We start from the raw sequence: 13,106 nt of genomic DNA, 5'->3' as shown, positions 1-13,106 counted from the left end.
ACAACACCACCTGATGTCAATCTAATCCCGTGCGCTGGACAATGGGTGGGAATCGCGGAACTTAACCACACGGAAACACGATGTGTTCCCTGTGGGTCACGCGTCGACCGAGATCGCCGCAGCGCACAGCGACAGCGCGGCGTCCACCGTCGCGTCGCGGATGTGCGCACGTGTGCCCGACAGCGCGAGGGCTTCGACGGCACCGCCGACGGGCGTGGAGACGGCGATGTACACGGTGCCCACGGGCTTGCCGTCCTGAGGATCGGGGCCGGCGACACCCGTGGTCGACACGCCCACGTCCGCACCCGCGACGCGGCGGATGCCGTCTGCCATGGCCTGCGCGACGTCGGGATCGACGGCGCCGCGCTCGGCCAGCAGCGCGGCGGGAACGTCCAGGACGTCGCGCTTGAGGTCGGTTGCGTAGGCGACCACTCCCCCGCGCATGTGCTCGCTGGCGCCGGGGACGCTCGTGATGCGCGCTGCGACGAGGCCTCCCGTCAAGGACTCGGCGACGCCGATCGACCACCCCCGGGCCGCCAGCCGCGCCAGGAGCGTCGCCGCGGCATCCGTCACGCCGCGCCCTTCTTGCTGCGGGCCGCGCGGACCTCGGCGACGATGTAGTCGATCCCGCTCGCGATGGTGAGGACGACCGCGATCGCCATCGCCACGCCGTTGACCCACCAGATCCACTCGCCGACCAGCGTCCACAGCGGCAGCAGGGCGAGCGAGAGAGCGATGGCCTGCGCGAACGTCTTGAGCTTGCCCATCCAGGCGGCCGCCAGCACGTGATCGCTCACGACCACGAGTCGATAGATCGTGATGCCGATCTCGCGCACCAGCACGATGATCGTGACCCACCAGGGCAGCTCGCCGAGGATCGAGAGTCCGACGAAGGCGATGCCGGTGAGCGCCTTGTCGGCGATCGGGTCGAGGAGCTTTCCGAGATCCGTGACGATCTCGTACTTGCGGGCGAGGTAGCCGTCGACCCAGTCGGTCGCGATCGCCACGATGAACAGGACCGCCGCCCACCACCGCAGCGCCCCGTCGGCGCCGGCGTCCGCCAGCAGCATCCACAGGAAGACCGGCGCGAACAGGATCCGGACGATCGTGATCGCGTTGGGCAGCTGCCTCGGGATCGCCATGGTCCGAGCCTATCCGGGCGACCGGGGAGGCGACGACAGCCCGCGCGGGCTCAGTCGCGCCCGGTGAGCCCCCACGCGTCTTCGTCGCCGTCGGCGTCGACCACTTCGCGGCCCTCGAACTGCTGCTCGACGGGGTCCGCCGCGTACGGGTCGGCCGGATCGGACGAGGCCGCGGGCGCGGCGTCGGGGACGTCGTCGCCGCGCAGACGCGCCAGCACGCCCGGCAGCTGCTCGGGGCTGACGAGCACGTCGCGAGCCTTCGAGCCCTCGGACGGTCCGACGATCTCGCGCGACTCGAGCAGGTCCATGAGCCGGCCGGCTTTGGCGAACCCGACGCGGAGCTTGCGCTGCAGCATCGAGGTCGACCCGAACTGCGTCGACACCACGAGCTCGGCCGCCGCGAGGAGCAGCTCGAGGTCGTCGCCGATGTCTGCGTCGATCTCCTTCTTCTCGGCGGCTGCGGCCACGTCGGCGCGGTACTCGGGACGCGCCTGCGCGGTCACGTGCGCGACGACCTTCTCGATCTCGGGCTCGCTCACCCACGCGCCCTGCACGCGCAGCGGCTTGGACGCGCCCATCGGCAGGAATAGTCCGTCGCCCTGCCCGATGAGCCGGTCGGCGCCGGGCTGGTCCAGGATGACGCGCGAATCGGTCACGCTCGTCACGGCGAAGGCGAGGCGCGACGGCACGTTCGCCTTGATGAGCCCCGTGACGACGTCGACGCTGGGCCGCTGGGTGGCCAGGACGAGGTGGATGCCCGACGCGCGCGCGAGCTGTGTGATGCGCACGATCGAGTCCTCGACGTCGCGCGGGGCGACCATCATGAGGTCGGCGAGCTCGTCGACGACGACCAGCAGGTACGGGTACGGCTTGAGCACGCGCTCGCTACCCTCGGGCAGCTTGACGTCGCCGGCGACGACGGCCTTGTTGAAGTCGTCGATGTGACGGAAGCCGAACGACGCGAGGTCGTCGTACCGCATGTCCATCTCCTTCACGACCCACTGCAGCGCCTCGGCGGCCTTCTTGGGGTTCGTGATGATGGGCGTGATCAGGTGCGGGACACCGGCGTAGCTGGTCAGCTCGACCCGCTTGGGGTCGATCAGCACCATGCGCACGTCGGCGGGCTTGGCCCGCATCAGCAGGCTCGTGATCATCGAGTTCACGAAGCTCGACTTGCCCGAGCCGGTGGAGCCGGCGACGAGCAGGTGCGGCATCTTGGCGAGGTTGGCGACCACGAAGCCGCCCCCGACGTCCTTGCCGACGCCGATCGTCATAGGGTGCGTCGAGTGCTGGGCCGTATCGGATCGCAGCACGTCGCCGAGCGTCACGATCTCGCGGTCGGAGTTGGGGATCTCGACGCCGATGGCGCTCTTGCCGGGGATCGGCGCGAGGATGCGCACCTCGTTCGAGGCGACCGCGTAGGCGATGTTGTTCGTCAGCGCGGTGATCCGCTCGACCTTGACGCCGGGCCCGAGGGCGATCTCGTACTGCGTGACGGTCGGCCCGCGCGAGAACCCGGTGACGCGCGCGTCCACCGAGAACTGCTCGAGCACGCCGGTGATCGCACGGACCGTGTCGTCATTGGCCTGCGAACGCGCGAGGTGCGGCGGACCGGAGGCCAGCGACGTCACCGACGGCAGCCGGTAGGGCGCCGCGGGGTGGTCGTGCGGCCCCGCGGAGCCCAGCCCAGACAGGCCGGGGAGCATGCCGTCGTCGGCCGCGTCCTGCGCGGAGTCGTCGCGCAGACCGGTGCCGCTCTTGCCGGCGCCCTTCGCCCCGGCGGCGAGCATCGCGGGATCGAGCACCTCGGTGACCGCGTCGGTCTCCGGCGGCGCCGCAGCGGGCACGGGGGCCGCAGGCGGCACGACGGCCTTCTCGAAGCCGCCCTGAGACGTTCCCGGCGGAAGCAGCTCGGTCAGGTCGGAGGATCCGAGACCGTCGCCGGAGTCGGTCTCGCGGCGCGACTTGTTGCGGCGCCACCAGGGCAGCGCGTCGTCGTCGGACGCGGGCGCGGGCTCGGCCTCGGCCTTCTCGGGGCGCGGCTCGGTGCCGAACATCCAGTCGTACAGTTCGCCGAGGCGGCGGCCGATGCGGTTCGGCGGCGTCTTGGTGAGGATCAGGACGCTCAGCGCCGTGAACAGGCCGAGGACGATGTAGGCGCCGATGTCGGTCAGGAGCAGGGCGAGGGGCTCGCCGATCATCCACCCGAACAGCCCGCCGGCCTCGCTCAGCGCCGGCAGGCCCTCGGCGGGCTGGGGGCGGCCGCCGGCGACATGGCAGAACCCGGCGATCATCAGCATGAACATGCCGAACCCGATCCCGATGCGTCCGTTGTCGTGGACCGAGGACGGATGCCGGAACATCCACCCGGCCAGGACGGTCAGCAGCACCGGGAGGACGAACGCCTCGCGCCCGAGCAGGCCGCCCACGCTGTACGCGCTGATGAGGGCCGCGGTCTCGGTGCCGATGAAGAACCACTCGACGACGGCGCCGGCGACCGCGAGCAGCACGAGCAGGAACGGGAAGCCGTCGCGGCGCTGATCCTTCTCGAGATTCTCGGGCCCGAAGGCGCGGAACAGCGCCCCGGTCGCGTGCGCGAGGCCGAGCCACGCACGCACGATCACCGGCGGCCGATCGGGCTCGCCGACGTACGACTTCGGTGCGGGCTCGGGCTTGCGGGCGCGCGACGGTGCTCCCTTGGCGGGCGTCTTCCCCTTCGCGGGCGCGCTGGAGCTGCGTGGCATGTCCTCCACGGTAGGCGGATCCGGCGACATTCGGCGGTCCCCACGCGGGGTTCGCGGACTCTCGCGGCGTGTCGCTCAGCCGAGCCGCTTGACCATGGTGTTCCGCCCGTGCCCCGCGGTGGTGACGGCGAATCCCTCGCTGCGGTACAGCGTGGTGGCGAAGTTGCCCCGCTCCACGCTCAGGCTCAGGCGGCCGAATCCGCTCGCCTTCGCGTGCTCGCACAGGGCCTGCACGAGGGCGCGTCCGACGCCGTGGGCGCGCCAGATGGGGCGTACGCCGATGATCATCTCGGGCACGCCGGTCGCCACGTACCCGAAGCCCGGATCGGTGCGCGGGAACATGCGGTACCAGGCGGCGCCGATCGCCTCGCCGGTGCCGGCGAGCGCGACGAAGCCCGCGTCCCCGGGACGCATCCATCCGGACACGTAGCGGCGGTGGTCGGGGTCGGTCAGCACCTCGTGCTTGAGCCGGTCGCTCCCCGGCTTCCAGTTGGCCGCCTCGACGACCATCTCACCGAGGAACGCGCCGTCGGCCTGCGTGGCGGGACGGACGACGAACGACGCGGGCATGACGCGATTGTACTGACAATGCGCCCTTCGCCTGCGCCGCCTACGCCTCGATGACGAGCGGCACGATCATCGGCCGGCGTCGCAGCTTCTGGTTGACCCAGCGGCCGATCGTCCGGCGCACCACCTGAGACAGCGCGTACGGATCGCGCACGCCCGAGTGGGCGGCGTCGGTCAGCGCCGCCGCGATCTTCGGCTTGACGTCCTCGAACACCGCATCGTCCTCGGCGACGCCGCGCGCGTGGATGTCGGGCCCGTTGATGATGCGGCCGGTGGCCGCATCCACCACGACGATGACCGACACGAAGCCCTCCTCGCCGAGGATGCGGCGGTCCTTGAGGTCGGCGTCGGTGATCTCGCCCACGGTCGAGCCGTCGACGTAGACGAAGCCGAGGTCGAGCTGACCCACCACCTGGGCGATCCCGTCCTTGAGATCGACGACGGTGCCGTTCTCGCCGAGGATGGTCCGCTCGGCGGGGATGCCGGTGTCCTGGGCGAGCTTGGCGTTGGCCATGAGGTGGCGGAACTCGCCGTGGATCGGCAGCACGTTCTTGGGGCCGAGGATGTTGTAGCAGTACAGCAGCTCCCCCGCCGCGGCGTGACCCGAGACGTGCACGCGCGCGTTCGCCTTGTGCACGACGTTCGCGCCGAGCTTGGTCAGCCCGTCGATCACGCGGTACACCGCGTTCTCGTTGCCCGGGATGAGGCTCGACGCGAGGATCACGGTGTCGCCCTCGCCCGGCTCGATCTCGTGGTCGAGGTTGGCCATGCGGCTGAGCACGGCCATGGGCTCGCCCTGCGATCCGGTCGACATGTAGACGATGCGGTCCTCGGGGAGGTCGCGCGCCTTCTTGTAGTCGATGAGGAGGCCCTCGGGAACCGTGAGGTAGCCGAGGTCCTCGGCGATCGTCATGTTGCGGACCATGCTGCGACCGAGGAACGCCACGCGGCGCCCGTGGGCGGCGGCGGCGTCGATGACCTGCTGCACGCGGTGCACGTGGCTCGAGAAGCTCGCGACGATGACGCGGCGCGGGGCCTTCGCGATCACCTGGTCCAGCACCGGCCCGATCGAGCGCTCCGTCGGCGTGAACCCCGGGACGTCGGCGTTCGTCGAGTCGACCAGGAAGAGGTCGACGCCCTCCTCGCCGAGGCGCGCGAACGAGCGCAGATCGGTGAGGCGGCCGTCGAGCGGCAGCTGGTCCATCTTGAAGTCGCCGGTGGCCAGCACCGTGCCGGCGGGCGTGCGGATCATGACGGCCAGCGCGTCGGGGATCGAGTGGTTGACCGCGACGAACTCGAGGCCGAAGTCGCCCAGCTGCTCGTGCTGCCCCTCGGCGACGGTCAGCGTGTACGGCTTGATGCGGTGCTCCTTGAGCTTCGCCTCGGTCAGCGCCAGCGTCAGGCCGGAGCCGAGCAGCGGGATGTCCCGCTTCATGCGCAGCAGGTACGGCACGGCGCCGATGTGGTCCTCGTGACCGTGCGTGAGGACGACCCCGACGATGTCGTCGAGCCGGTCCTTGATGGGCTCGAAGTCCGGGAGGATCAGGTCCACCCCCGGCTGGTGCTCCTCGGGGAACAGCACGCCGCAGTCGACGATCAGGAGCTTGCCGTCGAATTCGAAGACGGTCATGTTCCGACCGACCTCGCCGAGTCCGCCCAGCGGCGTGACGCGCAGGGTTCCGGATTCGAGGGCGGGCGGATCGTACGGATTCATGGGCATGTCAGCCTCCTCGGGATGCCGCGGCATCCGTGCTTCATCATCCGGGAGCGACAGGCTCCCGGGCAGGTCATCTGGTGGTGCCCGACACCTTCGGCAGCGCACCGCCGGCGGCCGCGTTGCGGTCGGGGCGGAAGTTGGAGAAGTCGACGCCGGGGACGTCCGTCACGAGGGCGAGCTCATCCTCGATCACGGCGGCCTCCCACTCCTCCGGACCGACGAGCGGCAGACGCACGCGCGGGCTCGAGATGCGGCCGAGCCCGTGCAGGATGTACTTCGCCGCGACCGTTCCCGGGACGTGGGTCATCACCGCGCGCACGAGCGGCTCGAGCTTCATGTGCGCCGCGGTGGCGGAGCGCAGGTCGCCCGCGTTGACCGCGTTGACGATCTCTCGGTAGGGCTGCGCGGCGATGTTGGCGGTCACACCGATGAGCCCTGTCGCACCGATCGACAGGTGCGGCAGGACGTTGGCGTCGTCGCCCGAGAAGTACATGAGGTCGGTCTGGTTCAGCACGCGGCTGACCTCGCTGAAGTCGCCCTTGGCGTCCTTGATCGCGAGGATGTTCGGGTGCTTCGCGAGGCGCAGGATCGTCTCGTACTTGATGGGCACGCCGGTGCGGCCGGGGATGTCGTAGAGGATCACCGGCAGGTCGGTGGCGTCGGCCACGAGCCGGAAGTGGGTCAGGATGCCCGCCTGCGTCGGCTTGTTGTAGTACGGCGTGACGATCATGATGCCGTCGGCGCCGGCCTTCTCGCTGGCCTGGTAGAGCTCGATGGCGTGGGCGGTCTCGTTCGAGCCGCCGCCGGTGATGATCTTGGCCCGGCCGGCCGAGACGTCCTTGCCGACCTCGACGAGCTTGAGCTTCTCGGCATCCGTCAGCGTCGAGGTCTCGCCGGTCGTGCCCGTGACGACGATGCCGTCCGCTCCCGCGGTGATGACGTCGTCGATGTGCTTCTCGACGGCGGGCCAGTCGACCTCGCCGTCGGCCGCCATCGGAGTGACCAGCGCGACGAGCACCTGTCCGAAGGGATTGCCCGTGTGCGTCATGCTCTCAGGCTATCGGTAGGGCGGATGCCGACACGACGGATGCCGCGCGATGATCCGGGTCAGCGCCCGCGGGTCGCCGCGCGCGCCACCAGCCGCGGCGGCGCGAGACGCGCGGCGGCCACGAGCACCTTGTACTTCAGCGACGGGATCGACACCGCCTTGCCGCGGGCGGAGTCGCGCAGCGACGTCGCGACGACGGTCGAGGCATCCAGCCACATCCAGTCGGCGATGCCCTCCTCGCCTTTCGGCAGGCCCGCGCGCTCATGGAAGTTCGTGTGCGTGAACCCCGGGGCGACGGCCGTGACGACGACACCGCGCGCGGCGTAGGCGCCGTTGGCCCAGCGGCTGAAGCTGATCAGCCACCCCTTCGCGGCACCATAGGTCGAGCGCGGCATCCAGCCCGAGACCGACGCGACGTTCAGGATGCGGCCGTGCCCCCGCTCGAGCATCGGCCCGATGACGGCGTGCATGAGGCGCATGGGCGCTTCGACGTGGAGCCTCAGGTGGCGCACCTCGTCGTCGATGTCGTTGCGCTCGAACGCGAACCCCAGCGCGAACCCGGCGTTGTTCACGAGCATCTCCACGGGCCGGCGTGTGTCGGCGAGTCGCGCCTCGACCGTGGCGAGATCGTCGGCGTCGAGCAGATCGGCGACGAGCACCTCGGTCGCGACGCGGTGCTCGTCGGCGAGCCGCGCCGCGAGCTCGTCCAGGGCGGCGCGATCCCGCGCGACGAGCACCAGGTCCGCTCCCCGCGCCGCCAGCTGCCGCGCGTACTCCGCGCCGATGCCCGAGCTCGCGCCCGTGATGAGTGCCGTGGCCATGCGCGCCGGCCTACTCGGGGCGTTCCTGGGTCACGTACCGGTAGCGGATGCCGGTGCGCGAGGTGTGCCATCCGGCAGGCGGGTCCGTGCGGACGGTCTGCCACGAGTCGCGCTCGGGCGCGGTCGTATCGCCCGCGACGGCGAGATCCAGCTCGGTGACCTCGAGCCGATCGGCACCGTCGATGGCCTCGCGGAACAGCTCGCCGCCGCCGATGAGCCAGACCCACTCGGCATCCGAGGCCGCCGCGGCGGCGAGAGCATCGGACATCGATCCCGCGCGCTCGGCACCGTCCGCCGCCCACTGCGCGTTGCGCGTGACCACGATGTTGCGGCGCCCCGGCAGCGGGCGGAAGCGCGGCGGCAGAGAGTCCCACGTGCGCCGGCCCATGACGACCGGATGGCCGTCGGTGATCTCCTTGAAGCGGGCGAGGTCCTCGGGCACGTGCCACGGCATGCCTCCGGCCGCGCCGATGACGCGGTCGGCCGCCTCGGCCCAGATGAGCCCGAGCCGCCTCATACCGCGACCGCGCCGCGGATCGCCGGGTGGTGCTGGTAGTCCTCTACGCGGAAGTCCTCGTACTCGTAGTCGAAGATCGACGGCGGCGTCCGCCCGATCGTCAGAGTGGGGTACGGGTAGGGCTCGCGGGAGAGCTGCTCGGCGACCTGCTCGCGGTGGTTGTCGTAGATGTGGCAGTCGCCGCCGGTCCACACGAAGTCGCCGGGCTCGAGGCCGGTCTGCTGGGCGATCATGAGCGTCAGCAGCGCGTACGAGGCGATGTTGAAGGGCACGCCGAGGAACATGTCGGCGCTGCGCTGATAGAGCTGGCACGACAGCTTTCCGTCGGCGACGTAGAACTGGAAGAAGGCGTGGCACGGCGCCAGCGCCATCTGCGGGATGTCAGCGGGGTTCCAGGCCGACACGATGATGCGGCGCGAGTCCGGGTTCGAGCGGATCTGCTCGATCACCTGGGCGACCTGGTCGATGTGACCGCCACCCGGCGCCGGCCACGAGCGCCACTGCACGCCGTACACCGGTCCGAGCTCGCCGTCGGCATCCGCCCACTCATCCCAGATCGTCACGCCGCGCTCCTGCAGCCACCGCACGTTCGACTCGCCGCGCAGGAACCACAGCAGCTCGTACGCGATCGACTTGAAGTGCACGCGCTTGGTCGTGATGAGCGGGAACCCCTGCGAGAGGTCGAAGCGCATCTGTCGGCCGAACACGCTCGTGGTGCCGGTTCCGGTGCGGTCGTCCTTGTGCGTTCCATGCTCGAAGACGTCCCGCAGGAGGTCCTCATAGGGTGTCGGGATCGCCGTCGTCGTCACGGCTGACACGATACTCGCGCCCGGCCGCCCTGGGGCGGGCCGCGGCGCGTGTCACAAGTCGTCACAGTGAGGCCGTCCGGGATCCGTTCAGCCGAATGCATCTACGGTGGAGGATGTGGATCTGTTGACAGCACTCATCGGCCTCGCCGCGCTTCTGGCGGCGACGGTCGTCGTCGGCGTCGTCATGAAGGCGCGCCAGGGCCGCCCGCAGCGCGACATCCCGCACGAGGTCGTCCAGCCGACCCGCCTCGGGGCGGACTCCCTGGGGACCACGGCGACGCTGCTCCAGTTCAGCACCGAGATGTGCGCCAAGTGCCCCGGCGTGCACCGCCTGCTCGCCGACGTCGCCGCGGACCGCGAGGGCGTTCGCCACCTCGACATCGACGTGACGCACCGCCCCGACATCGCCAAGCACTTCCACATCCTGCAGACCCCCACCACACTCGTGCTCGACCGCGACGGCGCCGTCCAGACCCGCATCGGCGGAGCTCCCTCGCGTGACGTGCTCGAGCTCGAGCTCACCCGCCTGACGGGAGTCCCCGCGCATGTCTGAGGCCACCGGCGGCCATCGCGGCATCGATCCGCGCGGCCCGCGCTTCACGGCGGGGATCACGTCGCTGCTGCTCCTCGTCGATGTGTTCCTCGGGCTGACCGGTCTGTCGACCGCGCGCGTTCCCGCCGGCGGCTGGGCGCTTCCGGCCGCCTCCTTCGCCGACCGCGTGCTGGATCCGGCATTCCTGCTGCTGCTCGCTCTCGCGCTGCTGTTCGTGTGGGGTGTGGCCTCGCCGCGCACGGCTCCCTGGGGCGCGCTCTACCGCGTGGCGGTTCAGCCGCGACTGACCCCGCCGACGGAGTTCGAGGACCCGCGTCCGCCGCGCTTCGCGCAGGGTGTCGGTCTGTTCGTCACCGCGATCGGCCTGGTGCTCCAGCTCGCGGGCGTCCCGTGGGCGCTTCCCATCGCCGCCGCGATGGCGTTCGTCGCCTCGTTCCTCAACGCCGCGTTCGGGCTCTGCCTGGGCTGCCAGCTGTACCTGCTGCTGCAGCGCGCGGGCATCGTCGGCCGCGAGCGTCCGGCCGCCGCCTGATCCGCCTCTCGGCATCCGCATGGTCGGGTGTCAACCCGTCGCATCCAGCGACCGGCATCGTTAGGCTGACCGCGAGCGCCCGAGACTCGGGCCCGCGATCCAGGAGGTCCCGATGTCCGTGACGAGCGAAGCCACCACCGCCTGGAAGGGCAACCTGTTCGAGGGATCCGGCGAGGTCACGCTGATGTCCTCCGGAATGGGCACCTTCGCGGTGAACTGGAAGGCGCGCAGCGAGGGCTCGACGTCGGTCACGACGCCCGAGGAGCTCATCGCGGCGGCGCACTCGTCCTGCTTCTGCATGGCCTTCTCGAACATGCTCGCCGAGAACGGCACTCCCCCGGAGTCGATCGACACCACGGCATCGGTCACCTTCGTCCCCGGCACCGGCATCACCGGCAGCCACCTCAACGTCAACGCCGTCGTGCCCGGCATCTCGCCGGAGGACTTCGAAAGCATCGCGCAGGCCGCGAAGGCCGGCTGCCCGGTCTCGCAGGCGCTCGCCGGCGTGGAGATCACGCTCGAGGCGACGCTTGCCTGACGCCCCTCCGGCGCTGCGGCGCGTCGTCATCGCCGGCGCGTCCGGCCTCATCGGCACGACCCTCACCGAGCGCCTTCGCTCCGACGGCGTCGAGGTGACGCACCTCGTGCGGCGCCCCGCGGCGACGGCCGACGAGGTCGAGTGGCTCTCCGACGACGACCGGCTCGATCCGGCGGTGCTCGACGGGGCGGATGCCGTCGTGTGCCTCAACGGCGCCTCGATCGGGCGGTTCCCCTGGACGCCCTCCTATCGGCACACGCTGCTGTGGTCGCGTGTCGTCCCGACGCGGGCGATCGCGAGCGCCCTGCGCGAACTCGGGGCCGACGCTCCGGCGTTCGCGTCGGCGTCCGCGGTGGGCTACTACGGGTCGGCCCCAGGGGTGCCGCTCGACGAGTCGGCGCCGCGGGGCGAGACGTTCCTCGCCGACATCTGCGGAGAATGGGAGGGCGCGGCGCGGCACTCGGGCGACGCCCGCGTCGTGCACCTGCGCACGGCGCCGCTGATCCATCCCGAGGGAGTCCTCAAGCCGCTTCTGCTCCTCACGGCGCTGGGTGTCAGCGGGCCGGTGGGACGCGGCACGCAGGCGTGGGGGTGGATCTCCCTCGAGGACGAGGTGCGGGCGATCCACCATGTCCTCGGCACGGATGTCGAGGGGCCCGTGAACCTCAGCGGGCCGGAGCGGGCGACGGCGAACGACCTCGGGTTCGCGCTCGCCCGGCGCATGAACCGCCCGTACCTGCTTCGGGCCCCCGAGTGGGGCCTCAAGCTCGTCCTCGGGAAGGATGCCACCGAGTCGCTGCTCACCGCCGACGCGCACATCGTTCCCGCCGCGCTCGAGGCATCCGGCTTCGCATTCACACACGCGACGGTCGAGGAGGCCGTGGCAGCCGCTGTTCCCGCGCGCTGACCGGCACAGAATCGATCGGACAGCGCCCCGGCCCGCCGATCGGCCTCGTCGGTTTCTCATAAGGACCCGGCGCGAGACTATGAGCAGACCGGGCCGGACGCCGGGAAGCACGCTGACCCGCAGCGTTCGCCCCAGGCCGGACGAAGGCGGCGCCGCTGCCGAGGCGGACGCCGTCAGCGCTTCTCGCTTTCGTCGGTGCGGTCGACGCGGTCCGGGGCGTATCCGGCTTCACCGCTGACATCGGCGAGCGCGTCGTTGTCGGCCGTGACACGTGCGGTCGGGGTGACGGGAGCGTCCGGCTCGCCGTCGTGATCCTCCAGCTTCAGTGCGGCGCGCGCGTCTTCCTTCGCCAGCCCGAACAGGGAGCGCACGTGCACATCGCGCTGCGGGAACGGGATCTCGATGCCGTGCCGGCTCAGGGCGCTGTGCAGCGCCCAGTTGTAGGCGGCGGCGACCGCGATCGGCTTCCTGGTCGCTTCGGGATTGAGCCAGACGACCAGTTCGAACCCCAGGGCGCTGTCGCCGAACTCGCTCAGCCAGACCTGCGGCCGCAGCGGCCCGTCCAGGTCGAGGGTGAACGGCACCGCCTCGGCCGCTTCGAGCGCGGCCGTCTTCACCAGCTCCTTGTCTGTCCCGTAGGCGACGCCGAAGGGGATGCGCACGCGACGGCGCACGTCGCGGTGCGTCCAGTTCACGACCCGGCCGGTGACGAACTCCGAGTTCGGCACGATGACATCGATGTTGTCGTTGGTGACGATCGTGGTGGCACGCATCCGGATATCCCGCACCTGTCCGGTCGCGCCGGACTCGAGTTCGACAAAATCACCCACCTTGAGCGACTTGTCCAGCAACAGCACGATTCCCGCGACGAAGTTCGCCACGAGCGGCTGCAGGCCGAAGCCGAGGCCCACGCCGAGCGCCCCCGCGAGAAGCGTGAAGCGGCTGAGCGGCACGCCGAGCTCGCCGATCACGAGGAAGAAGCCGATCGTCAGGACGATGTAGGTGACCAGTCGCGACAGCGTGTACCAGGTCGAGGTGTGCGCGGTGTCTTCGCGCCTCGAGTAGCGCACGATCGCCCGCCGCAACACGATGGCCACCACGATCGCGATCACGGCGATGATCGCCGCAGTGATCAGGTCGGACCACCCCAGCGTGGTGCCGAAGACCTCGATGGCTCCCGTGATGGCTCCAGGCATGTGCCCAGCAGATCA

General features: G+C 70.6%; 14 protein-coding genes. 4 read left to right on the top strand and 10 right to left on the bottom strand.

Annotated features, from left to right (window positions below; genetic code table 11):
• Nucleotides 1–96: 96 nt before the first annotated feature.
• From HD594_RS09160 to HD594_RS09120, 9 genes are all read right to left on the bottom strand, one after another.
• Nucleotides 97–573: a CinA family protein gene (locus HD594_RS09160; RefSeq protein WP_184750681.1), complete on the bottom strand. Its 477-nt coding sequence runs from the start codon at nt 571–573 to the stop codon at nt 97–99.
• A complete protein-coding gene (pgsA, locus tag HD594_RS09155; RefSeq protein WP_184750680.1) occupies nt 570–1,142 on the bottom strand; it encodes a CDP-diacylglycerol--glycerol-3-phosphate 3-phosphatidyltransferase in 573 nt (190 codons plus the stop codon). The genes HD594_RS09160 and pgsA overlap by 4 nt, the downstream gene beginning before the upstream one ends.
• 50 nt (nt 1,143–1,192) lie before the next feature.
• Nucleotides 1,193–3,886: an FtsK/SpoIIIE family DNA translocase gene (locus HD594_RS09150; protein WP_184750679.1), complete on the bottom strand. Its 2,694-nt coding sequence runs from the start codon at nt 3,884–3,886 to the stop codon at nt 1,193–1,195.
• 75 nt (nt 3,887–3,961) lie between these two features.
• Nucleotides 3,962–4,456: a GNAT family N-acetyltransferase gene (locus HD594_RS09145; protein WP_184750678.1), complete on the bottom strand. Its 495-nt coding sequence runs from the start codon at nt 4,454–4,456 to the stop codon at nt 3,962–3,964.
• Between the two features lie 40 nt (nt 4,457–4,496).
• Nucleotides 4,497–6,173 carry a ribonuclease J gene (locus HD594_RS09140; protein WP_184750677.1) on the bottom strand — a complete coding sequence of 559 codons (1,677 nt, stop codon included), beginning with the start codon at nt 6,171–6,173 and terminating at the stop codon, nt 4,497–4,499.
• Nucleotides 6,174–6,240: 67 nt separating this feature from the next.
• Nucleotides 6,241–7,218 (bottom strand): 4-hydroxy-tetrahydrodipicolinate synthase, encoded by a 978-nt coding sequence (dapA, locus tag HD594_RS09135; protein ID WP_184750676.1) that lies wholly within the window; start codon nt 7,216–7,218, stop codon nt 6,241–6,243.
• A 59-nt stretch (nt 7,219–7,277) separates the two neighbouring features.
• A complete protein-coding gene (locus tag HD594_RS09130; protein WP_184750675.1) occupies nt 7,278–8,039 on the bottom strand; it encodes an SDR family NAD(P)-dependent oxidoreductase in 762 nt (253 codons plus the stop codon).
• Nucleotides 8,040–8,049: 10 nt separating this feature from the next.
• Entirely contained in the window at nt 8,050–8,556 is a 507-nt protein-coding gene (locus HD594_RS09125) for a dihydrofolate reductase (protein WP_184750674.1), read from the bottom strand.
• Nucleotides 8,553–9,365 (bottom strand): thymidylate synthase, encoded by an 813-nt coding sequence (locus HD594_RS09120; RefSeq protein ID WP_373877193.1) that lies wholly within the window; start codon nt 9,363–9,365, stop codon nt 8,553–8,555. Before HD594_RS09120 ends, HD594_RS09125 begins: the two co-directional genes overlap by 4 nt.
• A gap of 115 nt (nt 9,366–9,480) precedes the next feature.
• Between HD594_RS09120 and HD594_RS09115 the strand changes: the two genes are divergently transcribed.
• From HD594_RS09115 to HD594_RS09100, 4 genes are all read left to right on the top strand, one after another.
• A complete protein-coding gene (locus HD594_RS09115) occupies nt 9,481–9,918 on the top strand; it encodes a thioredoxin family protein (protein ID WP_184750672.1) in 438 nt (145 codons plus the stop codon).
• Nucleotides 9,911–10,450 (top strand): DUF4395 domain-containing protein, encoded by a 540-nt coding sequence (locus tag HD594_RS09110; RefSeq protein ID WP_184750671.1) that lies wholly within the window; start codon nt 9,911–9,913, stop codon nt 10,448–10,450. Before HD594_RS09115 ends, HD594_RS09110 begins: the two co-directional genes overlap by 8 nt.
• A 112-nt stretch (nt 10,451–10,562) precedes the next feature.
• Nucleotides 10,563–10,988 (top strand): OsmC family protein, encoded by a 426-nt coding sequence (locus HD594_RS09105; RefSeq protein ID WP_184750670.1) that lies wholly within the window; start codon nt 10,563–10,565, stop codon nt 10,986–10,988.
• Entirely contained in the window at nt 10,981–11,895 is a 915-nt protein-coding gene (locus tag HD594_RS09100; protein WP_184750669.1) for a TIGR01777 family oxidoreductase, read from the top strand. Before HD594_RS09105 ends, HD594_RS09100 begins: the two co-directional genes overlap by 8 nt.
• 173 nt (nt 11,896–12,068) lie before the next feature.
• On the opposite strand, the gene HD594_RS09095 is transcribed toward HD594_RS09100, so the two are convergent.
• Entirely contained in the window at nt 12,069–13,091 is a 1,023-nt protein-coding gene (locus HD594_RS09095) for a mechanosensitive ion channel family protein (protein ID WP_184750668.1), read from the bottom strand.
• Nucleotides 13,092–13,106: the final 15 nt, after the last annotated feature.

The sequence above is a fragment of the Microbacterium thalassium genome, from assembly GCF_014208045.1.
GTDB lineage: Bacteria > Actinomycetota > Actinomycetes > Actinomycetales > Microbacteriaceae > Microbacterium > Microbacterium thalassium.
The sequence above is the reverse complement of the archived record's forward strand: the minus strand, read 5'-3'. Positions and strand labels throughout refer to the sequence as shown.